The organism is Alteromonas sp. AMM-1 (assembly GCF_047290655.1).
GTDB lineage: Bacteria > Pseudomonadota > Gammaproteobacteria > Enterobacterales > Alteromonadaceae > Alteromonas > Alteromonas mangrovi.
Genome location: NZ_JBLBUE010000004.1, coordinates 60,934 through 84,822, shown reverse-complemented (window position 1 = coordinate 84,822; position 23,889 = coordinate 60,934). Strand labels below are relative to the sequence as shown.

The following is a 23,889-nucleotide window of genomic DNA, read 5'->3' as shown; positions in this document are numbered from 1 at the left end:
GCCAAATACTACGCTGACCCAGCGTTTAACAAGATTCCGGTAGGCGCGCTTATTTCGAAAGAGTACGCGCAACAACGCCGCGCGTTGATTAATCCCGACAAGGCTGCGAAGCGTTACGAAGCGGGTGTAGTGGAAGGCGATACTATTTACCTTACCGTAGCCGACAAAGACGGCAACATGGTGTCACTGATCCAAAGTAACTATCGCGGCATGGGCTCAGGTATGACGCCACCCGGCTTAGGGTTTATTTTGCAAAATCGCGGTGAGTTGTTCACTCTGGCACCCAATCATTTCAATTCTTACGTACCCCAAAAGCGTCCGTTTCACACTATTATTCCGGCGATGGTAACCCGTAATAACAAGCCCTGGTTGAGTTTTGGTGTAATGGGTGGTGCAACGCAGCCGCAAATGCATGCCCAAATTGTGGTAAACCTCATTGATTTTGGGATGAACCTGCAGGAAGCAGGCGATGCCCCACGCTTTATTCACGTAGGCTCGAGCAGCCCAACCGGTGCCCTGATGAAAGATGGTGGCGAGCTGAGTATGGAAACCGGCTTTGCTACGGAAGTGCGTCGTACATTATTTGAGCGGGGGCATCAGTTGTCTGATAAGCTGGGAATATACGGTGGCTATCAAGCCATTCTGTATGATGCCGATAAACAAGTCTATTATGGCGCTTCGGAAAGCCGCAAAGACGGTCAGGCCGCGGGATATTAGGAGTTTTATGTCACAACCACAAAAAGGTATCTGTGCCGAGCCAAACCTGCACGCACAATATTTGATGTTCAACGTGGTTGACGAAGACAGCCAGGCGGTGCGCGCCAAATTAGGGCGAGTACTGGAAGTACTTGATCACTACGACAACGAGCACTATGAAGCCATGGTGTCCGGTGTGATTGCAGTGGGTAACAGCTACTGGAGTGAGTTGTATCCCGGCCCCATTCCCGTCGAGCTTACGCCCTTCCCCGATATGCAGTGCGAAGACAGAATTGCGCCCGCCACGCCTGCGGATTTGTTTATTCAAATCCGTGCTGACCGATGGGATATTTGCTATGCCATTGGCTTAGAGATTATGGAGTTATTGCGTATCCATGTCGAATTGGTTGAGCATGTGCAGGGATTTCGTTATCTGGATGGCAGGGACCTTAACGGTTATGTGTACGCGGCCAACAACCCGCGCGGCATGCAGCGTATGAAAGTGGCCGTGTTAGACGAAAGCGATGAGTTTGTTGGCGGGAGCTATGTGCATGTACAACGATTTCGTCATGATTTACGGCGGTGGCAGAGTTTGTCTCAACGGCAGCAGGAACAGGTGATGGGTACAACTCAGGAACACAATCTGCCGAGCGTTGAGTGTAGTCCGTCTTCACATTCAGTAAGATCTAATCTGTTATCGCACGAAATGGGTACACCGGAGTTACTCAAACAGGGCATGCCCTATGGTGATATGATGGTGCAGGGACTATTTTCGGTAACCTGTTCCGCCAGTTCACAACCGTTTAAGCGCATGCTGCACAGCCAGATTTTTGGTACCGGTGACGGCGATTACGACCGCTGGCTGGACTTTACCAGCGCAGAATCGGGCGGCGCTTACTTTGCGCCGTCCATTAACTACATTAAGCAACAAGCTAAGCTTTAATTCTTTTGGTCGCCACTGCCCATGACACCGGTAAATTTTAATCAGCTGTATTATTTTTATATGGTGGCTGAGCACGGCAGTATTGCACGCGTCAGTGAGTTGCTGCATATCACACCGCAAACCATCAGTGGCCAGATTAGTACCCTGGAGGATTCCATTGGCGCACGATTATTCACCCGTCAGTCGCGCAGATTAACGCCTACCGAACTAGGTAATCTGGTGCATGGCTACGCTGCCGATATATTTCAGTTAGGTGATGAACTCAAAGCCGTACTCACACAACAACACAGCCAGTGGCAAAGCTTTACCGTTGGGATAACCGACGTGCTGCCTAAAACGCTGGTATATGAAATGCTGAAACCCGTGCTGACACTCCCGGTAAAACTGGTGTGCAGGGAGGGCGAGCTTACCAGCCTGCTGGCCGAACTGGCGGTAAATAAGCTGGATATGGTACTGGCCGACCAACCCATTCAAACCGGTAGTCATGTAAAAGCCTATAGTCATTTGGTTGCCGAATCTTCAATGGCGGTTTATGCCACGCAGGAGCTGGCGACATCGTTAAGCAACGGGTTCCCGGAATCGTTGAATAATCAGCGGTTCTTATTACAAGGTAAAAAGTCGCTTATTCGGCAAAAACTGTTGGGTTGGTTCAGTGAAATGGAGCTTCAGCCCGATATACATGCCGAATTTGATGACAGCGCGCTTATGCTGGCATTTGCCCAGCAGGGGTTAGGCGCATTTGCTGCCCCGGAACTGTTGTCTGCGCACCTTCACACACAATACGGTTTGGTAAAAGTAGGCACTATCGAGCGCGTTACCGAACATCTGTATGCCATTTCCCCTGAACGCAAACTTTCACATCCGGCGGTAGTCACGCTGGTAAAAGCCCTTCGTAAATAATCAGGATTTACCTGATTATTTATAAGTTATATTCGATTTTAACTTATAACGTTTGACCCTATATACTCTACGTCTGGGAAATCTCAGAAGCAGGTTTCTATTTATTACAGAGGTTATTATGAAACGTATAGTGCTATTCCTTATCACCAACCTGGCTGTGGTGTTGGTGCTGAGCGTTGTAATGAGCGTTGTATTCAGCGTTCTGGGTATCAACAGCCAGAGTATGGGTGGATTATTAATTTTCGCTGCAATCTTCGGATTCGGCGGATCGTTTATATCGCTGGCTATGTCAAAATGGATGGCTAAGCGATCAACAGGCGCTGTGGTGATCACTGAACCACGCAATGCAACTGAGCGCTGGTTACTGGATACCGTGCGTCGTCAGTCTGAAAAAGCAGGCATTGCTACGCCGGAAGTGGCAATTTACGACTCACCGGAAATCAACGCCTTCGCTACCGGTGCCAGCAAGAACAATTCGCTGGTGGCGGTAAGTACCGGTTTGTTGCATAGCATGACACAAGACGAAGCCGAAGCGGTGCTGGCCCATGAAGTGTCTCATGTAGCCAATGGCGACATGGTAACCCTGGCCCTGATCCAAGGCGTAGTGAACACCTTTGTTATTTTCCTGGCGCGTGTAGTGGCGGGGATTATTGATAATTTCGTTCGTGGTAACGACGAGGAAGGTGAATCCATGGGCGGTTTTGCTTACTTCATTACGGTAATTATTTTGGAGATAGTTTTTGGAGCACTGGCCAGCATCATTGTTTACTGGTTCTCACGTCAACGCGAATACCGTGCGGATGCGGGTTCGGCCAGATTGGTTGGCAGCCATAAAATGGTTGCTGCGCTGGAACGCCTGAAGTCTAACAGGGAAAGCCAGTTAGAAGGCACGATGATGGCGTTTGGTATTGCCAGTAAACCAGCAATGTCAGAATTGTTTATGAGTCACCCCCCGCTTGAAAAGCGGATCCAGGCACTTCGCACTACTCTGCATGGATAATGGGTGATCAGGCCGGACGGGTGTCCACTTCCCGTCCGGCTTTTTCTATTTTAGGCCTTGAGGACTGTGTGTTGTTATTCAATCGCGTGTTGCTTTGTGTTGTTGTGTTTACTTCACTAAATGGTTGCGGTGGTAACGGTCAGGAAGATCCGCAGTCTTCAGCGCCACTTCCTCTGCCCACTCCCGTTCAGGGGGAATGGTACTCACCCGCACTGGGCACTACCTGGCAATGGCAACTCAGTGGCGACCTCAACACTCAATACGATGTTGATGTGTACGATGTGGATTTATTCGATGTCAGCGAGTCACACATCGCGAATCTGCATTCTCAGGGAAAGCAGGTGATTTGTTATTTTTCAGCTGGTTCATACGAACAATGGCGCGAAGACGCAGCGCAGTTTCCTGCACATGTACTGGGCGATACGCTGGATGGCTGGGAGGATGAGCGCTGGTTGGATATTCGAGATGAGCGCGTACTCGCAATTATGGATTCCCGTATCGAACTGGCGAAAAGTAAAGAGTGCGACGCTGTTGAGCCCGATAACGTTGACGGTTATACCAACCATACCGGATTTAATCTAACTCACGAAGATCAATTAGCTTTTAATGTGGCACTGTCGGATTCAGCCCACGCGGCAGGGTTAGGTATTGGCCTTAAAAATGATCTGGACCAGATCATAGAGTTAGTGCCCTATTTTGATTTTGCGGTAAATGAGCAGTGCTTCGAATATAGCGAGTGTGAAGCACTGCAGCCATTTATTAACGCCAACAAAGCGGTGTTTAACGCCGAATATCACAGCCGTTGGGTTAACGACGAGACCGCACGTGCAGATTTATGTGAACAGGCTAATGCCATGGGGTTTAGTACACTGGTGTTGCCACTCGTGCTGGACGACAGCTTTCGCTTTAGCTGCTTGTAGATATATCCGGCTTGTTAATCAGCACAATCAGATAAATCAAAGCAACCAGCGGAATAATACAAGACACAGCAAGGGAAACAGCAGTCAGAACCGGGGTGTTTGTTTTGCGCTTGCCAAGGTAATAGCCTGCCAGGCCCATTGTAATCGCGACGAAAAAAATAATTTCGCCTGCCAGGGTAAGGTTAATATCCATCGTCTCGTCCCTAATAAAGTAGTGAAAGCCAATCAGAAACAACTAAGCGGAAACGGAGCCATCCCAGTCTTGCGGGATGGTTAATTGCATTAGTTGTTGGCACGTATCAATGTGGTAACTTACCACAGGATCTCCAGGAATTCTGCTAAGTGCACGGTGAAAATGAGTAAGGGCAGTGGGAAAGTCCCGGGCAATCCGGCATGCCAGTCCCTGTTCAATGTCATGCTGAATCATGAGTTTATTTTGTCTGATCGGTTCGTCCAAATGGTTCAGTACTTCATAAACCCGCACCGGTGAGCGCCGTCCCTTTACTCTAACCCAATCCAATACCCGGTACTGAATATCTGATGCTTCACCAATGATGGACAACGTTTGTGCACTTACCACGATATCGGCGTGATATTTTGGCGCCAGGCTCTCCAGCCTGAATGCCACATTCACACTGTCGCCTATTACGGTGGTATCCATGCGATCGTCTGAACCTACTGTACCTAAAATTACCGGGCCAAAATGAATACCCACGCCTACGCTAATACCGGCATAACCTACATTGGCCCGATGCGCGTTATATATTTTCAGAGCTTGCTGCAAATCGATTGCAGCACGCACGGCATCGAGTGCCTTGGCACGACCATCGCCACCGGGGTGGTTAAATAACGCCATAATGGCATCGCCGATGAACTTATCAATGAAGCCCCCGTTTTGGTGAATCGGGTCGTTCATTCGCAGGAAGTACGAATTGAGAAAGTTCATTAACTCCTGTGGGCTCATTTGCTCAGACAAGCCGCTAAAGCCGCGGATATCACAGAGCAATATGGCCACTTCGTCCTCAGCTGCCCGGCCCAATTCCAGGGTATCATTGCCGTGCTTGGCAAAATGCTCCACAAACTGCCGGGGAACAAATTTCTGAAATGTTTGGGTAAGTCGCATGGCCTCATCGGCCTTTTCAAGGAATCGCTGTTCGCTGTCGTCGATTTGACCAGCCGGGCGGCTTACTATACGAGTGGCAGAGGTAATAATATGCTGTGTAAGTCGACGCTGCCTGATATACAGCAGCGTCACAATCAGTGCGTAGAGACCAAGGCTTATAAAAAGAGCGATTAATATCATTGCCTTAGTCCCCGTGAGTTGCGTTACAAGTTAGCAAATACCTTACGTGCAGCGTCCAGTGTTGCGGTGATGATGGCATCATCATGTAACTTTGAGACAAAACCTGCTTCGTAGGAGGCAGGTGCCAGGTAAACGCCTTCGTCGAGCATGCCGTGATAGAACTGCTTGAACTGTGCCTGGTTACAGTTAATGGCTTGCTGATAATTCACCACTTTTTTCACGTCGGTGAAGAAAATACCAAACATGCTACCTGCTGAGTTGGTTGTGAGCGGGATGCTAAATTCGTCTGCAATCGCTTGAAAGCCATTTACCAGTTTCTGCGTGCTGGCAAAAATACTCTCGTAGAGTCCAGGTTCGGCCAGTTGTTCTAACGCCGCCAATCCGGCAGCCATGGCAATGGGGTTACCCGACAAGGTGCCTGCCTGATATACCGGGCCTGTGGGCGCAATATGGGTAAGTATTTCACGTTTTCCGCCAAACGCACCTACCGGCATACCGCCGCCAATCACTTTACCCAGACAGGTCAGATCCGGCGTAATACCGTAGCGTTCCTGTGCGCCACCGCGGCTTACTCTGAAGCCGGTCATTACTTCGTCAAAAATCAATACTGCGCCGTATTGGTCACAAATAGCCCGCAATCCTTCGAGAAAACCCTCTACGGGTGGAATGCAGTTCATATTGCCTGCTACCGGCTCCACAATAATACAGGCAATATCGTCGCCGCATTCGGCAAAGATGGCCTTCACGCTGTCGAGGTTATTAAACTCAACAGTAAGCGTGTGTTTGGCAACATCGGCGGGCACGCCAGGTGAACTGGGTACGCCCAGAGTGAGAGCGCCGGAACCGGCTTTTACCAGCAATGAGTCGGCATGGCCGTGATAGCAACCTTCAAATTTAACCAGCTTGTTTTTGCCAGTAAAGCCACGGGCCAGACGAATCGCTGACATCGTGGCCTCTGTACCTGAGTTCACCATGCGGACCATTTCCATTGACGGCACCAGCGATTTGACTTTCTCCGCCATGATGATTTCTGCTTCGGTGGGTGCGCCGAAACTCAGTCCGTTTTGCGCCGCTGCAATAACGGCATTGCGAATGTTGGCGTTGTTATGACCCAGTACCATCGGGCCCCAGGATTGCACATAATCGATGTATTGTTTGCCGTCGGCGTCATAAATGTACGGGCCGTCAGCTTTGGTAATAAAGCGCGGTGTGCCGCCTACGGCTTTAAAGGCGCGCACCGGTGAGTTTACGCCACCGGGAATGGTCTTTTGCGCACGTTCAAATAATTGTTCTGATTTTTGCATAGTTACTAACTCTTATTTATTGGTGTACCACACCACATCCCGCTCGTATTTAGACACCAGATTTTCAACGCCAAGGGTAAGCGCAAACAGGGCCATACGAACCAGCACGCCGTTGTCGGTCTGACGAAATATAGCCAGGTTGGGGTTGAGGTTCAGGTCGTTATCTAATTCGTTGGCTTCAATACGCGAGTCCCGCGGTAAAGGATGCATGATTACCGTCTTTGACTGGAAGTGACGGGTGTAAATTGCCTGATTCAAACGGAACTTACCACGGTATTTGTTGGCTTCATCCTGCGACGGGAAGCGCTCTTCCTGAATGCGTGTCTGATAACAGATATCGGCATCCATAATACCTTCTAACTGTTCGGTTACGTGCAACGAATGACCAGCATCGGTGATTGCGTCCAAAATGTTCTGTGGCATGGCCAGCTCTTTGGGCGAAATCAAAGTAAAACGAATGTTCTTGAATAAACACAACAGTTTTGACAAGGAGTGAACTGTGCGCCCATAGCGCAAATCACCAATCATCGCGATATGCAAACCGTCAATGGTTTGATTATGGTATTGCAACTCGCGCTTTATGGTAAATAAATCCAGCAATGCCTGAGTGGGGTGTTCATTAGCCCCATCTCCGCCGTTAATCACCGGCACACGGCTACCTTCGGCAAACTCCGCCACCGATCCTGCTGCGGGATGACGCATAGCAATAATGTCGGAATAACCGCTCAGCACCCGAGCGGTGTCGTACAGCGATTCACCTTTCGCCAGTGCGGAATTATCCATGCCGGTCGTTTCGCGAACTTCACCACCCAGCAGGTTAAAAGCGGTACCAAAACTCACTCGTGTTCGTGTACTGGGCTCAAAAAACAGATTCCCCAGTATTGCGCCATCAAGAACAGATGTTCTTTTCTTCCGTTTGGCGTAGGGCTCCATGGATTCGGCAACATTAAATACCAAATCAATGGCATCACGATTAAACTGTGTAACTGATAGGATGTGGTTTCCGGTAAAACTGGACATAGTCGATGCGATTGGCCTAAGTTGGTGGACGGAACAAGTCTATATACTGTGCACTGCTGATTAATGGCAGCCTGAAGTACACCGGTAAGTGTAGCAAAAACAGCAGACAGACGCGCAGATAATCTTTGCCCTGGATCATAGCGATGTGCAGATAGATTGCCAAGTTTTAGTGATTTTTGAATCGCCCCATCATTGATGGAAAAAAAACATCCGAATTGGTCTGATTTGCGTTTAAAGGATACAACATGCAGCAAAAGTCTTCGCCTTCGCAGCGACAGACCCAAACAACGAAAAAACGCTGGTGGTCAACCGACTGTCAGGTGTGTATACGCATGCGTTTATATGTGATTTGGACGGTTATCATGATGGTGGTGTATTTTTATGTCTTCGACCAATGACATTATATTCATAAAGTCTACTGCTAAGCGCAACGGTCTCACTACGCTGTTGATTGGAACAATTGCGCTTCTGCTGTCTGCAGCTATGTTAATTGCGCTGCCCGAGTGGTTGTTTCTGATTGGTATCTTTATGGTGAGTGGTGCCATTGTAACAATGCTAATTGGGTGGTTTAAAATTCGCGAGCCTGAACATAGCCTGTCGGTGGATCGTGAGCGTATTCTGTATCAGCATCGCTGTGGTCAGTGGCAAATTGCGTGGGATAACATACAGCGAATCGATTGTCCGCGGGTGCAGCAGGGGTTGTCGTTAACCCCACTGAATATGGTGGGCTTTAAGTTAAAACATTACGACGACTTCATTCTGGCTATTTCTCCCCGACTGGCTTCTCACCTTATTATGGAGCAGCGAGCGCTGTTAATGCATAGTGAAGACAAGTCCTGCGCAACCGGTGGGTGTTACAGTAGTAGTTTATTTGAAGACAAGCCTTATCAGCTGGCAGATGGCCAGGTGGTCACTGGCATCAAGGCAATACTGGCAAACCGAATGATCACGTTACGGCAGATATTCGGCTACGATGTGTTTTTGTCTGCCAGCGAACTGGACCGCTCTCCCGAGGCATTTGTCAGTTTGCTGCGGGATTGCCAGCAATCCCGGCATTAAGGGCTGTTATTTAAATATCAACAGCCCCTAATCGCTACTGTTTTCCTGAATGAATTTATTGACCTGAGCTGAAACTATCTCGCATTCAAGGATGATGGTAGGGATCAGCTCGCCTAATTCAGAATGTTTGCCCAGTTTCAAATTACTCTCAATTCTGTTTGCCAGTGCCTGTAGTTTCGGTACGCCGGTATAGCAGCATGCACCGTGCAAACGATGGATTTCGTCCTGAACGCCCTTGTAATTACGCGCATTCCATTCTGTGCGAATCATTTCCACAGATTTTGGCAGGTGGCTTACAAAATCGCCCAGTAATTCCAGTGCGATATCCCGATTTTGATTGGCGCGTTTTACCGCGAGTTGCCAGTCCAGTGTCGGGAGCGCCAGCGTGGTGTTGTCACCCTGCTGACACCAGCGTTTAATCAGGTTAATAAGGGTAGCGTATTCAATGGGCTTGGGCAGATAATCATCCATGCCTGATGCCAACAGTCGCTCCTGTTCTTCTTTGAAGGCATGGGCAGTTACCGCAACAATGGGGGTTTTCTTGTTCAGCGGTGATTTTTTAATTAAACGTGTTGCCTGCAAGCCGTCGATGCCGGGCATTTGCACATCCATTAGGATCAAATCATATTCATTGTGCTGGCATTTCTTAATGGCATCCTGACCACTGGTTGATAGCGTAAGCGTAACCGAAGAATTGGACAGCCAGGTATCCAGTAGCTTTAAGTTCATATCCATGTCGTCTACAGCCAAAATCCGCACAGGTGGCAATGAACTGGCTTTTGGTTGCGACGGAGACTGGGAAATAAGGTGATCACCGTGCAGTAAACCATCCAGTTTAGATGGCGTTACTGGCAGGCGTATTTGTGCCTCGAAGTCGTCAATGTACGCGGTATATTCACTCAATGGCTCGTCGCCTGCAAACCACAAAATGCGTTTGTCGGCAGGCACTTCAATCAGTGTTTCCAGCATCATTTCCCAGCGAGATTGTTTGTAATTGGGTAATGCTGCAAACAAATAATCAAAATGGCCGGTTGTGCGGCGCAGGTAATCCAGCGATTCCACACTGTGCACATGTGCGCCCAGGCTGATGAGCATTTTAGCGGTGGCACGACGGCTAACCGGGTGCGGATCAAACAATAAAATGTATTTATCCTGCCATTCCGGATTACTGGTCAGAGAGTAACGCTGACTGAGCGTGTTAGTGCGGATATGAACGGTGAACAAACTCCCCTGGCCTGGCGTACTCTGCAGTTGCAGCGAGCCTCTCATCAGCTTCACGAGCTCCTGACAAATTACCAAACCCAGTCCGGTACCCTGATAGCTTCTATTTAGCGCATCATCTAACTGAGAGAAGGCGTTAAACAGCTTATTGCGATCCTTGCGGCTAATGCCTATTCCGGTATCTTCGATTTTAATTTCTAATTCGTGAATGCCGTGAGGAAGCGCACGTCCTTCAACCGATAGCTTGATATAGCCTTCAGAGGTAAACTTAAGCGCGTTGCTAAGTAAATTGTTTAACACCTGCCGGATACGAAACAGGTCGCCAATGAGCTTTTCTGGCAACGGTGCCAGTTCAAAAACAAATTCCAGACCTTTCATATGCGCTGACTTACTCATAATGGTAACCATCTCCTCAAACAGCGTGTTAGGAGAAAAGGGCTGGTTGTTTACGTTGAGTTTGCCGGCTTCTATTTTCGAAAAATCCAGCACGTCATTCACAATCGTCAGCAAGTTGTCGGCAGCGGCATTAATAATACGAACCTGCTCCATTTTGTCGGAAGGCAGTGAAAGATTGGTCAGCTCCTTACTGAAGCCCAGTATGGCGTTGAGTGGGGTGCGTATTTCGTGACTCATATTAGCCAGAAACTGTGATTTAACATTACTGGCTTTAATGGCATCTTTGCGGGCAATGTCCAGGCGCGCGTTTTGTTCTTCAATTAACTCCATATTGTGGCGCAGTTCGTCAGTGGCTTCCGACACTTCGTTCTCAAGCCTGCTGCGGCTCTTTTCCATGAGGGCAATAGAAAACAATCCGGCTTCGCAGAACACCGCCACCTGGAAACAATAGGTAGTGAAGAGGTTTGAAGGCACGGCTCCTATCAGACTCAGCATGCCAATAAGTGCGCCGGTGGCCAGAATACTCCAGGCAAAAATAAAGTAACGCGCGGGTTTATATTTTTTCAGATAGGCTTCGAAACCTGCGGCAATATAACTGCAGATCGATAGCATGGCGATGCCATAAATTAAATTGTGTTCCCAGGTGGGGGGCATAATTCCAATGAGTGCCACAAAGCCCATAACGCCCTGAAGCCATAGGAAGGCTATAACAACCGGATGAGTTGATGGCGCGTTGTCTTTAGTTTCTAAAAATATCAGTGAAAAAATGCCCGAACAGATACCTATGAGCACAAATATCAATGAGGTATGGGGCGAGAATATAGGAGACAAGGTATCGGGGAAAAAGAAGTGTAAATGACCACCCCATACAATTTGCCAAATTAATACTGCGGCGATGTATATTACATACCCAATCAGGCTCAACTCTCTGGAGCCCAGGAACAGCACAAAGTTATACAACGCGAGGATCAGTAAGCCACCGTAAAAAAAGCCCCACAACAGGTTGTCAACCTGACTGATAATGGTTTGTTTGCTTTGTGACGTCACATAAACTGGTGCAATTAACGCAGAAGAGCTGCTTTGTATCCGCACAAATAGCTCGGCCTCAAGCCCAACGGGTAGCGAGGTAGCAAAAACGGGAATGCGGAAATGTTGCTCAGGCTGGAATTTCCCCTGATGGCTCTGATCGATCACATGGCCGTTTTGCACGATATAAAAGTCAACCTTGTCTAGCTGGCTGAAATTAAGTGCAAACACCCACTCGTCAGTGTGCGAGAGGTTCGCGATCTCTGCGTGCAACCAAAGTCCGTTGTCACTGAAACCGTAATTGGGATTATCGTCGGCCTGATAGATAAATTCATGGCGAAGCTTCTGTATTTCACCAATGGTGAGTTGTTCGCGCTTTTCGCGGTATACCGAAAAATTATCGGCCAGCAACTGCATTTGCTCTTCGTCGTAAAGATGCACCGCTCCCTGAACCGGTAAGCCGATGACGCACAAAAGAAGTAAACACCACCTTATTACCGGGAAACTACGCATAGATTTTTCAGATCCTTGATAATGCAGTCGTAAAAAAGACATCCCTATTAAACCCTAACTTTCACTTGTCTGCAAAAGCAGCGAATTAGCTTCAATCGCAACGCTCCTGTCTATTGCGATTAAAGCTGGTTTATCTCACAATGGGTTAATCAGTACCTACGTTGAGGCAGCCGCGCCTGCGTTAGCAATACGACGAGAATAATAACGACTCATGAGCGACGAAATCACCATCAATCAAGACGGTATCGAACAGCTTCCTATGCGGAAGTTCACCGAAGATGCTTATTTGAACTATTCCATGTACGTCATTATGGACCGGGCCCTACCGAATATCGGTGACGGCCTGAAGCCGGTGCAACGACGTATCATTTACGCCATGTCTGATCTGGGACTCAGTGCCACCGCCAAATATAAAAAGTCGGCGCGTACTGTGGGTGATGTGTTGGGTAAGTTCCATCCTCACGGCGACTCAGCGTGTTATGAAGCCATGGTGTTAATGGCGCAGCCCTTTTCTTATCGATACCCATTGATAGACGGCCAGGGTAACTGGGGCGCACCGGATGATCCCAAGTCGTTCGCCGCTATGCGGTATACCGAAGCGCGTCTGTCAAAATTCAGTGAAGTATTACTCAATGAACTCGGGCAAGGCACTACCGATTGGGTACCTAATTTCGATGGTACGCTGGACGAGCCTAAAGTGCTGCCATCGCGTTTACCGCATATCCTGTTAAACGGGGTAACGGGTATTGCGGTGGGTATGGCAACCGATATTCCACCGCATAACGTGCGTGAAGTAGCCAATGCCTGTGCCCGGTTACTGGATAATAGCAAGGCAGAATTATTCGAACTACTGGAAGATATTCAGGGGCCGGATTTTCCCACTGAAGCGGAAATTATTACGCCGCGCAGTGAAATTCAGAAAATGTATGAATCTGGTCGTGGCAGTATAAAAATGCGTGCGGTGTACCACGAAGACAATGGTGATGTAGTGATTACTGCATTACCGCATCAGGCGTCGGGTGCGAAAATCCTCGAGCAGATTGCAGGTCAAATGCAGGCTAAAAAGCTGCCAATGGTAAGTGATTTACGCGATGAATCCGACCACGAGAATCCCACAAGACTGGTGATTGTGCCACGTTCAAACCGGATTAACGTAGAACAGTTGATGCAGCATTTGTTTGCTACCACGGATCTTGAAAAAAGCTACCGGGTAAATTTGAATATGATTGGTCTGGATGGACGTCCCCAGGTTAAGGACCTGCGTACGATTCTGTCTGAGTGGCTGGTGTTCAGAAAAGATACCGTTACCCGACGTTTGCAGTATCGTCTCGATAAAGTACTGGCGCGTTTGCACATTCTTGAAGGCTTGCTGATTGCCTTTTTGAATATCGATGAAGTCATCGAGATTATTCGCTTTCACGAAGAACCCAAAGCGGAATTGATGCGCCGCTTTAGCCTCAGCGATAAACAGGCTGAAGCTATTCTGGAATTAAAGTTGCGCCACCTGGCAAAACTGGAAGAAATGAAAATCAAAGGCGAGCAGGAAGAACTGGCTGCCGAACGGGATCACTTACAACAATTACTTGGCTCAGATCGTCGTTTAAAATCGCTGATTAAGAAAGAGTTGCTGGCCGATGCTGAAAAGTATGGCGACGATCGGCGTTCACCCATTGTGGAGCGTTCAGAAGCGAAAGCGCTGAGCGAAAAAGAGCTGGTACCCAGTGAGCAGGTAACGGTAGTGTTGTCTGAGAAAGGCTGGGCGCGCTGTGCTAAAGGGCACGATATTGACGCTAACGCATTAAGTTATAAGTCGGGCGATGAGTTTCTTGCCAGTGCCATGGGACGAAGTAATCAACCTGTGGTGTTCCTGGACACATCCGGCCGGGCGTTTGCCTGCGATGCGCATTCCTTACCGTCGGCGAGAAGTCAGGGCGAACCGCTTACTGGACGTTTCAGTATCGTCGCTGGCGAGCAATTTGCTCATGTGTTAATGGGCAGTGACGACAGCAAATACCTGATTGCGTCGGATGCGGGGTATGGTTTTGTGGGTACGTTTGCCGATATGGTAAGTAAAAATAAAGCCGGCAAGGCTTACATCAATTTATCTACCGGCGCCAAAGTGATTGCTCCACAGGCCGTTGAAAATCTTGAAACCGACTGGTGTCTGGCTATCTCTAACGAAGGGCGAATGCTGATGTTCCCGCTTCGGGATTTACCGAGCCTGGGTAAAGGTAAGGGCAACAAGATCATCAGTATCCCGTCTGCCAAAGCGCAAACTCATGAAGAATATGTGAAAGTGTTGGCAGTCGTGCCAGAGGGCAGGTCGGTGAAATTGTCTGCTGGCAAGCGCAGTATGACACTTACTGCAGAGGATCTGTCTCATTATCAGGGCGAGCGTGGGCGCAGAGGAAACAAACTGCCTCGCGGTTTGCAACGGGTAGACGCCCTGGAAATCGAATAACGGCATGTCCGGCTGTTAAATTAAGAATATTAAAAGAAAAATGCGCCGATCAGGCGCATTTTTTTTGTGCTTTTACCGTGCTCATCTACACTTTGAATAGATGCAACTTAGTCCTGTGTCAGGGTTGTTTAAGTTAGGAGTTGATTGTGCTTGGGATAGTCTTTACCGCGTTAGTGGATATGCTAGAGGAAAAAATTTCACCAGAGTTTGCTGATGAAGTGCTGGTAGAGGCCAATCTGCAAAATGAGGGCGCATATACCGCCGTTGGCTATTACCCCTTTTCCGACATGGAGAAGATACTTGCGGTGCTGGTGAATAAAACCGGTCAGTCAGTTGATCAACTTCTATATGGCTTTGGTGAGCATTTGTTTGGTGTACTCGCCGGGGCGCATGCAGAGGTAATGACAGATAAAATGACGGTACTGGAGGTACTGGACAGTCTGGACAATGACATTCATGTTCAGGTGCGCAAGTTGTATCCAGACGCCGATTTGCCTTCCTTTAAAGTACTGGCGCGCAAAGAAAATGTTATCGAACTTGAATATTACTCTCAGCGTGATTTATACAAGCTGGCCGAGGGTTTGATTGACGGGGCGGCAAAGTATCTTGGCAATACCGTAACACACGAAGTAACCTCAACAAGTACCCCCCATACGTATATTATTCGGGTAACAATGGATTAGCCGTGCCAGACTTGCCACAGGAACCAGGAGCAGACATAGCGTTACTAAATCGCAGGTTAAAGCGCGAGAAAGCCGCGCGGCAACAAGCGGAAAAACTGCTAACGGAGAAAAGCAGGGCGCTGTATTTAGCACTCCAGCAAAGTCAGGCCAATCAGGAAAAACTGGAGCTTGCCTTGTGGGCAAGTCAGGAGTCTTACTGGGAGTGGCACGCTGAAGATGATAGTTTTGTTGTTAAGTCCTTTGGCTTACATCGAAAACAGGTGAAGCAATCCAGACACAACGCAATTGCGCTGCTTTCGTTGATCCACGAAGATGATATGTCGGCGATACAATTTCAGTGGTCACTGGCCGTACACAGTCTTTACGATGATATCGAAGTCACTTTCCGCATCAAGGCTCGTCATGGATATCAGTGGATGCGATCGAGAGGGAAAGTGCTCAGAAGAGATGATAGCGGTGCGGCTCGTTACATTGTTGGAACCAGTAAAGACATTACCCAGCAGCAACGGGCAGAGCAGTCGTTTCAGTTAATGGCCTCGGCATTTTCGAGCTCCAGAGAGCCAATGCTGGTGCTGTCTACCGATTTTGTTATTACCGAAACAAATGAAGCATTCCTGGCGTTAACAAAACTCACTACCAAATCGGATTGCGAGCAGAAAAGCCTAACGGTGTTTCTACCCGAAGCAGAAAAACAGCTTGGTCGACTGCCACAGTTAGGACAGCTGCAGTTTGATACGCAACTGGTTACCTGCGCCGGGCAATTAATACCAGTGGATGTATCATTGGCGATGTTTGAATCTCGTCAGCAAAGTTCCCGGTATTTGATTGCCACGATTCGGGATATCAGTGAACGCAAGCAAAACGAAGCGCGGCTGCGCGAACTGGCTACGCACGACGATTTAACCGGGCTTAAAAACCGACTTGGTCTCAATGCTGCACTGGCAGACTTAACCGAGTCTAACAGACCCTATTCGCTGGCGTTCATCGACCTGGATGGATTCAAAGCTATCAATGACCTGGCCGGCCATGATGCAGGGGATCGTTGTTTAATTGCGGTAGCCAGTACGCTTTGTTCAATATACGAGGACAGCGCCATCATCACCCGCTGGGGAGGCGATGAGTTCCTGATAGCCATTCCAGGCGAAGACCAGCAGGCATTTGTCGCGTCTAGCCAGTCATTTATCAAGTCACTTGAATTGCTTAACTTCGCACTCATCGACAGCGATATAAGCCTGTCTGCCAGTATTGGTATTGCCAGTTTCCCAGAACATGGCGACAGTGTAGAAGACATTATTCAAAATGCAGACGCCGCCATGTACCAGGCCAAAACATCCGGCAAAGGCCAGGTATTTGTATACTGTCATGGCCTGATCGAAAGCATGAAAGAGCAGGTGACCTTGCTGACGGATTTGCGCAGGGCAATCCGAACGCGTGCACTGGATTTTTACCTGCAGGGTAAATTCAGTTCTACCGGCAGGATGATTGGTGCTGAACTGTTGTGTCGATGGTTCTCACCGCTACATGGCATGGTGAGTCCGGGAACGTTTATTCCCCTGGCAGAAGCACATGGCCTGGACGACCAGATTGGCTTGATGGCGCTGGAGTCTGCGTGTGAGTACATTGCCATGATGGAAGCCGAGGGTTTAAGTGTGCCCATGTCGGTAAATATCAGTGCTAATCAGTTGTTGGAACCAGGTTTTGCCGCTGTGGCACTTGCGTTGTGTGAAGATCATGTCGTGTCACCGCAATTGATTGAAATAGAAATCACAGAATCTATTTTTATAAAGGATCAATCAAATGCCTGGCGGGCACTTACCGAGTTGCGCAACGCCGGTTTTGTGTTGTCGCTGGATGATTTCGGCAGTGGTTTCTCATCGCTGAGCTATTTACGCACCTTTCAGTTCGATATTATTAAAATTGACCGCTCACTGGTCAGGGATATCCATCGTTCTGCAAAAGCGTTGTCGCTGTTAACCGGCGTGGTGAAAATGCTAAACAGTCTGCAGTATGAAGTGCTTATTGAAGGAATAGATGATCCGGCTTACATACCGCTACTGGAGGAGATGGGGATTTCGGCGTTTCAGGGGTTCTTGTTTGAAAAGCCCATGCCTTACGACCAGTTTATTTACAAACATGCACGGTATCCGATGGCCGTGGAGGAATAAATACGCGGCTATTGGCGGGCAATAACCGCGTGGAAAGTTTATTTGGCGTTGGTACTTTCGAAGATTTTGTCGGCTGAGGCCTCAACAAAGCCCTGATACAACTCGCCATTTGGCATAGTGTAGCGCTGTGCGAACTCATAAAAACAACTTGGAATGGTTAACGTGGTGTCACTGAATTCCAGGTCGATTTTATCTGCCATAGTAGAAGACTGAGCCAAAAAGACCGACTCGCCGCCCTTTATTTCACCGCCCACCGTATTCAGAACAAAGCCAGCGTCTTTAAGTAAGGTGTTAACCTGCTCAAGGCTGTCACTGTGGGTTAAATGATTTACGCTCACGGTGAAGTGGTTAGCTCTGAAGCCCCACGCCGCTAACCAGCCAGCGTATTCAGACTCGCTAATTAACGCCTGGTATTCTTCAGTAGATAATTGCCATTGGCGCCCTGAGTAAAGGAAATTATCAGCCGTTACCACGTCTGCCGACATCTGCGCTACTAACCCCTTAATGATCTGCTGAGCACCTTCCGACAATTCTTCCACACGCAATTGGCTAATAAACACCTTTGGCTTGGTGGTGTCAGGGTGCTCAAAGTGTTTGGCATCCAGCTTTTTAGCTTTGAAGTTGTATTCGCCCTTGGCTTCATAACCCAGTGCCAGAAAATGCGCGGCCAGCTTATCCAGGTTTGTTTTGTCCAGGTTGAATGTACGAAACGCTACGTGATCATTCACGATGTCGGGACTGCTTTCTTCGCCGGCCAACAACTCGTGAATACGCTTCGCACTTGGGGTAATTTGCACATAATCCTGCCACATATTGGCAAACAGGGTACTGATATCGTTGTGCATGATGTTCTGTCGTTCCTTTATATTTTTAAATTGTTAGACCCGGGTTAAGTGTGCCCGGCAATGTTACTTTGTCCAGCTCAACTGACGCTACAGGATAAGCGCAGTAGTCGGCTGCGTAGTAAGCACTCGCTCTGTGATTACCGCTTTCGCCAATGCCCCCGAATGGAGCCGCACTGCTTGCGCCTGTAATTGGACGGTTCCAGTTAACAATACCTGCTCGGATATGCTGGAAGAAGTGCTGATAGTCTGATTCGGCGTCACTGAGCAAGCCGGCAGATAATCCGAAACGGGTGTTGTTGGCCTGTGCAATCGCGGTGTCGAAATCGGTGTAGCGGATCACTTTGAGCAGCGGACCGAAGTGTTCTTCATCCGGCATGCTGTCAACGATAGCCGTTACGTCAACGATGCCCGGCGTGACAAACCCGGTTGATTCATCTGTGTGAACAAGTGGCAGCAACGCAGTTGCACCTAGATCCAGCAGCGATTGCTGTGCCGCAGCCATGCCCTTTGCCGCTGCCGCGCTAACCATAGCGCCCATAAAAGGTTGTGGCTCGGCATCGTAATGACCAATCTGAATGGCCTTGGTTGCTTCAATTAGTGCAGCCATCAGGTTGTCTCCCTGCGGGTTGGCAGGAATAAACAAGCGACGCGCGCATGTGCAGCGCTGACCGGAGGTAACAAAAGCAGATTGAATAATGTCATGCACGGCTGCTTTAGTATCAGCCACATCAGTAATGATGAGCGGGTTGTTACCACCCATTTCCAGCGCCAGAATTTTACCCGGATGACCGGCAAATTGTTCGTGCAGGATTTTACCGGTACGCGAGCTACCCGTGAAGAACAAGCCGTCCAGTTGTGGGTGGGCCGCCAGTGCTTTACCAGTTTCTACTTCACCCTGTACCAGATTCAGCACACCTGCCGGGATACCAGCTTGCTCCCACAATTTCACAGTAGCTTCAGCAACGGCAGGTGTTAAATCACTGGGTTTAAATATAACGGTATTCCCTGCAATTAACGCAGGTACAATGTGACCATTTGGCAAGTGACCCGGGAAATTATAAGGGCCAAATACCGCTACAACGCCATGGGGCTTGTGGCGGATAAATGCTTTACCGACTGGCATAGGATTTTCAACTGTACCCGTGCGTTCAAAATAGGCTTTTTCGGAAATAGCGATCTTGCCAATCATGGCAGCCACTTCAGTAGCTGTTTCCCACAGTGGTTTGCCGGTTTCCTGGGCAATGAGCGCTGCCAATTCTGATTTATTGGCGGCCAACAATTCACCGAAGCGCTTTACAATGGTAAGACGCGCTTCAACCGTGAGGGCAGACCAGGCAGGTGATGCGGCTCTGGCAGCGTTAACGGCACTGCTCACTTGCTCGGCTGAAGCGGCGTTGCCGTGCCAGAAAACGTGATTCTTGGCTGGATCAGTGGAGCTGATAGAGGCACCCTGGCCCTCAACCCACTGACCATTTATAAAATGTGTAGTTGGCATAATTCTGTCCTGATGCTTGTAATAGTGTTAATCCCGCGGGGTGACCGCGGCAAAGCGGATTGCACCGCCTTCGTCAACGTTAAGTGCGGCTGCGGCCTTATGAGATATCACGGCAATATCGGCCTGACTGTCATACTGAACATCGGCAACCACGGCCCTAAAGCCTTTAACTGACGTGTTGATGATGTAGCATAATTCGCCGTCTTGTGCGGCAGACTGATCGTCAATGTGCACTGTAGCGCGCCTACTGCGCTGCGCAGTGCGTATATGACTTAAATTCGCTTCTACCGTGGGGCCGCCATCAAAGATGTCTACGTATCCACGACCAATGAAGCCTTCTTCCTGTAATAAGCGCAGTGCAGGCTCGGTTTTTTTGTGCACCTTACCAATTACGTTTTGAGCATCCTGACTCAGCAGGTTTACGTAAATGGGGTATTTGGGCATCAGTTCGGCGATGAACACCTTGTTGCCAATACCGGTCAGGTAATCCGCGGTAGGGAAATCCATTGAAAAGAAATGGGCTTCCAGCCACTCCCAAAAGGGAGAACGGCCGTTTTCGTCACTCACTCCACGCATTTCTGCAATAACGGTATCGGCAAAGCGTTCGCGGTGTTCCTGCATGAACAGGAATCGCACTTTAGAAAGGAACCGGCCATTGAGGCCTTTACGGGCACTTTCACGTAAGAACAGCGTACAAATTTCACTTACGCCGGTGTAGTCGTTACAAAACGTCAGGATCTCTACCGTGTTGTGAATGTTCAATTCGCGCGACGCGTGTACTACCTTACCAACATGATAATGGTAAAACGCGTCATCGGTACCAACGGCGGCTTCTATACCTGCTGTACCTACTACTTCACCAGTAGTGACATCTTCCATGACAAACAAATAGGATTCGCTGTGAGGCTCGGACACATCCTTACCAAAAGAGCTGGTTGACCTGTCGATTTTGCGCTGCAATAAGCTTTCGTTCACCGGCAATGACGTGAAGCCAATGCCGGATTCCACTGCAATCGCATACAGCGCAGGATAATCGCTTTGTTGTATGGGGCGAATAATGTACATGCTCAGCTCACTTACCGTTACTTGGCAGCGACTACGCTGGCAATGGCTTTTTCAAAGCGCACCAATCCTTCTGCAATATCCTCATCAGGAATAATAAGCGAAGGTGCGAAACGAACAACGTTGGCGCCGGCCACCAGACACATGAGTTGTTGTGCAGTAGAGGCGTCCAGGAAAGCCCGGGACTGACCAGCAAAATCTTCGTTTAACGCACAGCCTAGCAGCATGCCTTTACCGCGAATTTCGCTAAACACTTTGTGCTTATTATTGATGGTTGCCAGCGTATCGCGGAACAACTGTTCCTTGCGTTTTACGCCTTCCAGTACCGCCGGATCATTCACGATGTCGAATGTGCGCTCGGCTACTGCACAAGCTAATGGATTACCACCGTAAGTACTGCCGTGCGTACCCGGTTTCAGGTGTGAGGCAATTTCAGTGGTAGTCAACATGGCACCAATTGGGAAACCGCCGCCTAATGACTTGGCTGACGTTAATATGTCAGGGGTAACGCCCACTCCCATGTAAGCATATAAATGACCGGTACGGCCCACACCTGACTGCACTTCGTCAAAAATTAACAGTGCGTTGTGCTTGCTACACAGTTCACGCACACCCTTAATAAATTCGGGAGTAGGAGAGATGATACCGCCTTCACCTTGTAAAGGTTCCATCATTACTGCACAGGTATTGTCTGAAATCAGCGCTTCAAACGCAGCTAAATCATTGTAGGCACAGTGGTCGATAGCGCCTGGCTTAGGACCAAATCCGTCGGAATAGGCCGCCTGACCACCTACTGTAACGGTAAAGAAAGTACGTCCGTGGAAGCCCTGGTTGAATGCGATAATCTGTTGCTTGTGCTCACCGAACTTCTCCAGCGCATAGCGACGTGCCAGCTTAAGTGCTGCTTCGTTCGCCTCGGCACCAGAGTTGGCAAAATAAGCGCGCTCGGCAAACGTGTGCTCAGTTAATTTCTTGGCCAAACGCAATGCGGGTTCGTTAGTAAACACGTTGCTCAGGTGCCATAATTTATTGGCTTGTTCAGTCAGTGCTTTCACCAATTCAGGGTGACAGTGACCTAATGCATTTACGGCAATACCACCTGCAAAGTCGATAAACTCGTTGCCGTCCTGATCCCAGACTCGCGAACCCAGGCCGCGAACCGGCACCATACTGGCAGGGTTGTAGTTCGGTACCATGACTTCATCAAATAAACTCCGGGTTACGTGCATCTTTTCACCTCTAACTGTGGATAAGCTGGTGTTTCGTTTTATCAATTTGTTAACGAAATTCAGCGGAATAATGTGTATCAAAGCGTTCCAGTATGCCAGCATAAAACCCCTTTGTCTTGTCAATTCAGTACTCGCAAACACAGTAAAATCAAGGGTTACGGCTTGTTTTGCATAATATATGAATAACTATCCACGTAAATGAATAGGCTGGAAAATAATCAACTCAGAGGAAGCGACATGCAGGGCGCTGCTGCCTGATTTAAATGCGTGTAAAAATTAGTTTACGCCTGAATGATTATGAAAGGTGAGTGTCCAGGGAAGCGTGGCAGTTTAGTGCTTTCATCGGAGCACAATTAAGCAAATTGCGGGTTATATCGCCTAAATTGAAACGAAAAGGTGGCTACAGTTCAGCCACAACGGGTAATTGCGATAATGCTGTGCGTTGTAAGGATTCAAAGGTGTCGGAGTGAATGGCACTGCCAGCCTGAAATACCCTTGCTTCATCTTCTAAGAACAGCTTGGCGTCACTGAGCATACGAAACTTGGTATAATAGCGGCTCTGTTGCAGCGTCTTTGCCAGTGGGAGAATATCTTCCTCGTCGGGTTCCTGTAGGAATTGATGCAGGGGAGTGCTTAGATCAATACGTTTGAATACCATTTGTTCAAGCAGATGCATCGACAGCTTGTCGCTGTGCTGGTTCACCAGGCTGATACATTGGGCCGGATCGGGCAACAACTGTGTAAGTGCACCATGCAGGTCGCGTAGTTTGGCTTTTTGCGCATGCTGTAGAAAATCAAAATGCACTTGTTCAAACAGCTTAAAGTACAGTTTTAAAACCACACTGCGGCCCAACTGGCTCAACATCGCCAGCAAGTAGGCATGATAGGGTTTGGCGCCAAACTGCGGGGCGATCTCTTTTGCCGTTCTGGCACAGGTTACAGTGTACTCAACGGTTTTGTGTTTTACTTGTGGAAATGGATCGGTAATGAGCGGCACCGATTGTCTGAACATCAGTGCCGGCAATACCACTTTCACATTATCAATACCCATAAAGCTCAGTGCAGTTTTCAGGGTGTCCACCACAATCACCATGCCGCGGGCATCGCGTTTGCGATTCTGAGGGGCATTAACCAACTTTAATAGTTCATCGTACAACCAGGGCATACCAGCCGCTATGGCTTCTACTTTGGTTATGGTTGCAGAGGGTGTGGTGAGCAAGTCTATTAAATCGGTGGAATTGTCCTGCCAGTTGAGCTGTTTGTCTAATATGCCAGGTGTATCGCTTATTGCCTGGATAAACTTCTTCTTTATCAGCGTGTGCACCTGCTGATTGATTTGAGCCAGATATTCAGCTTTCACCTTCGCGGATTGAAGTTTGTCGCGTATAGCGGTTTTTTCTACCTTCAGCAGTTGCCTGCGGGTATAACTTTGCTCTGATTCCGCGTAACTCACCTCACCTGGTGCACGCTTGCCGATCATTTCATTTGCTCGCTCTGGCGCAATGAGCCAGTAGTCGAAACGTTCTGCAATGGACGGTGGCGCTAGTAATTGCTCAACCATAAGCGAAGGGGTTACTCCAAATTTTCTTCGGGTTGGAAATGAATTGGTATAGAACACATTACAGTGAGTATCGGCTGAATCCTAAAT

General features: G+C 48.6%; 20 protein-coding genes. 10 read left to right on the top strand and 10 right to left on the bottom strand.

Features of this window, described 5'->3' with window-relative positions:
- The 5 genes from ACLR2L_RS01925 to ACLR2L_RS01905 form a co-directional block, all read left to right on the top strand.
- Positions 1-717: gamma-glutamyltransferase (locus tag ACLR2L_RS01925; protein WP_413365213.1), on the top strand; the 717-nt coding region annotated here is incomplete at its 5' end.
- A 7-nt stretch (positions 718-724) separates the two neighbouring features.
- A complete protein-coding gene (locus ACLR2L_RS01920; RefSeq protein ID WP_413365211.1) occupies positions 725-1,639 on the top strand; it encodes a Dyp-type peroxidase in 915 nt (304 codons plus the stop codon).
- Between the two features lie 21 nt (positions 1,640-1,660).
- Positions 1,661-2,539 (top strand): transcriptional activator NhaR, encoded by an 879-nt coding sequence (gene nhaR / locus ACLR2L_RS01915; RefSeq protein WP_413365209.1) that lies wholly within the window; start codon positions 1,661-1,663, stop codon positions 2,537-2,539.
- Positions 2,540-2,657: 118 nt separating this feature from the next.
- Positions 2,658-3,539, top strand: coding sequence for a protease HtpX (gene htpX, locus ACLR2L_RS01910; protein WP_413365207.1), 882 nt, complete (start codon positions 2,658-2,660; stop codon positions 3,537-3,539).
- On the top strand, positions 3,539-4,459 hold the full coding sequence (locus ACLR2L_RS01905; RefSeq protein ID WP_413365205.1) for an endo alpha-1,4 polygalactosaminidase: 921 nt from the start codon (positions 3,539-3,541) through the stop codon (positions 4,457-4,459). The genes htpX and ACLR2L_RS01905 overlap by 1 nt, the downstream gene beginning before the upstream one ends.
- Here the strand turns inward: ACLR2L_RS01905 and ACLR2L_RS01900 are convergent.
- Genes ACLR2L_RS01900 through ACLR2L_RS01885 form a run of 4 tightly spaced genes read right to left on the bottom strand, consistent with a single transcriptional unit; the run spans position 4,446 to position 8,086 of the window.
- The gene (locus ACLR2L_RS01900) at positions 4,446-4,652 is read right to left on the bottom strand and encodes a hypothetical protein (RefSeq protein WP_140958212.1); all 207 of its coding nucleotides are present in this window, start codon (positions 4,650-4,652) and stop codon (positions 4,446-4,448) included. The two genes, ACLR2L_RS01905 and ACLR2L_RS01900, sit on opposite strands and share 14 nt — an antisense overlap.
- Positions 4,653-4,694: 42 nt before the next feature.
- A complete protein-coding gene (locus ACLR2L_RS01895) occupies positions 4,695-5,762 on the bottom strand; it encodes an adenylate/guanylate cyclase domain-containing protein (protein WP_413365202.1) in 1,068 nt (355 codons plus the stop codon).
- Between the two features lie 23 nt (positions 5,763-5,785).
- Positions 5,786-7,066: a glutamate-1-semialdehyde 2,1-aminomutase gene (hemL, locus tag ACLR2L_RS01890; RefSeq protein ID WP_140958210.1), complete on the bottom strand. Its 1,281-nt coding sequence runs from the start codon at positions 7,064-7,066 to the stop codon at positions 5,786-5,788.
- 12 nt (positions 7,067-7,078) lie between these two features.
- Positions 7,079-8,086: an aspartate carbamoyltransferase gene (locus ACLR2L_RS01885; RefSeq protein ID WP_140958209.1), complete on the bottom strand. Its 1,008-nt coding sequence runs from the start codon at positions 8,084-8,086 to the stop codon at positions 7,079-7,081.
- A gap of 245 nt (positions 8,087-8,331) precedes the next feature.
- Here ACLR2L_RS01885 and ACLR2L_RS01880 point away from each other — a divergent pair, with 245 nt between their 5' ends.
- Together ACLR2L_RS01880 and ACLR2L_RS01875 are read left to right on the top strand one after the other, a co-directional pair.
- Complete coding sequence (locus ACLR2L_RS01880; RefSeq protein ID WP_413365199.1) at positions 8,332-8,484, top strand: hypothetical protein; 153 nt, start codon at positions 8,332-8,334, stop codon at positions 8,482-8,484.
- A complete protein-coding gene (locus ACLR2L_RS01875) occupies positions 8,468-9,145 on the top strand; it encodes a DUF2982 domain-containing protein (protein WP_413365197.1) in 678 nt (225 codons plus the stop codon). Before ACLR2L_RS01880 ends, ACLR2L_RS01875 begins: the two co-directional genes overlap by 17 nt.
- Positions 9,146-9,172: 27 nt before the next feature.
- Here the strand turns inward: ACLR2L_RS01875 and ACLR2L_RS01870 are convergent, their stop codons facing one another.
- Positions 9,173-12,301, bottom strand: a complete 3,129-nt coding sequence (locus ACLR2L_RS01870; protein WP_413365195.1) for a 7TM diverse intracellular signaling domain-containing protein — start codon at positions 12,299-12,301, stop codon at positions 9,173-9,175.
- Between the two features lie 211 nt (positions 12,302-12,512).
- Between ACLR2L_RS01870 and parC the strand changes: the two genes are divergently transcribed.
- The 3 genes from parC (at position 12,513) to ACLR2L_RS01855 (ending at position 17,610) form a co-directional block, all read left to right on the top strand.
- On the top strand, positions 12,513-14,762 hold the full coding sequence (gene parC / locus ACLR2L_RS01865) for a DNA topoisomerase IV subunit A (protein WP_413365193.1): 2,250 nt from the start codon (positions 12,513-12,515) through the stop codon (positions 14,760-14,762).
- A gap of 146 nt (positions 14,763-14,908) precedes the next feature.
- Positions 14,909-15,445 (top strand): heme NO-binding domain-containing protein, encoded by a 537-nt coding sequence (locus ACLR2L_RS01860; RefSeq protein WP_413365191.1) that lies wholly within the window; start codon positions 14,909-14,911, stop codon positions 15,443-15,445.
- A gap of 2 nt (positions 15,446-15,447) precedes the next feature.
- The gene (locus ACLR2L_RS01855) at positions 15,448-17,610 is read left to right on the top strand and encodes a putative bifunctional diguanylate cyclase/phosphodiesterase (protein WP_413365189.1); all 2,163 of its coding nucleotides are present in this window, start codon (positions 15,448-15,450) and stop codon (positions 17,608-17,610) included.
- 38 nt (positions 17,611-17,648) lie between these two features.
- Here ACLR2L_RS01855 and ACLR2L_RS01850 read toward each other — a convergent pair whose 3' ends face one another.
- From ACLR2L_RS01850 to ACLR2L_RS01830, 5 genes are all read right to left on the bottom strand, one after another.
- Positions 17,649-18,455 (bottom strand): DUF1338 domain-containing protein, encoded by an 807-nt coding sequence (locus ACLR2L_RS01850; RefSeq protein WP_140958203.1) that lies wholly within the window; start codon positions 18,453-18,455, stop codon positions 17,649-17,651.
- A gap of 25 nt (positions 18,456-18,480) precedes the next feature.
- Positions 18,481-19,953 carry a succinylglutamate-semialdehyde dehydrogenase gene (gene astD / locus ACLR2L_RS01845; RefSeq protein ID WP_413365219.1) on the bottom strand — a complete coding sequence of 491 codons (1,473 nt, stop codon included), beginning with the start codon at positions 19,951-19,953 and terminating at the stop codon, positions 18,481-18,483.
- Positions 19,954-19,977: 24 nt separating this feature from the next.
- Positions 19,978-21,015 (bottom strand): arginine N-succinyltransferase, encoded by a 1,038-nt coding sequence (astA, locus tag ACLR2L_RS01840; RefSeq protein WP_140958201.1) that lies wholly within the window; start codon positions 21,013-21,015, stop codon positions 19,978-19,980.
- A gap of 17 nt (positions 21,016-21,032) precedes the next feature.
- On the bottom strand, positions 21,033-22,241 hold the full coding sequence (locus tag ACLR2L_RS01835) for an aspartate aminotransferase family protein (protein WP_413365186.1): 1,209 nt from the start codon (positions 22,239-22,241) through the stop codon (positions 21,033-21,035).
- 400 nt (positions 22,242-22,641) lie between these two features.
- Positions 22,642-23,802, bottom strand: a complete 1,161-nt coding sequence (locus ACLR2L_RS01830) for an HDOD domain-containing protein (RefSeq protein ID WP_413365184.1) — start codon at positions 23,800-23,802, stop codon at positions 22,642-22,644.
- Positions 23,803-23,889: the final 87 nt, after the last annotated feature.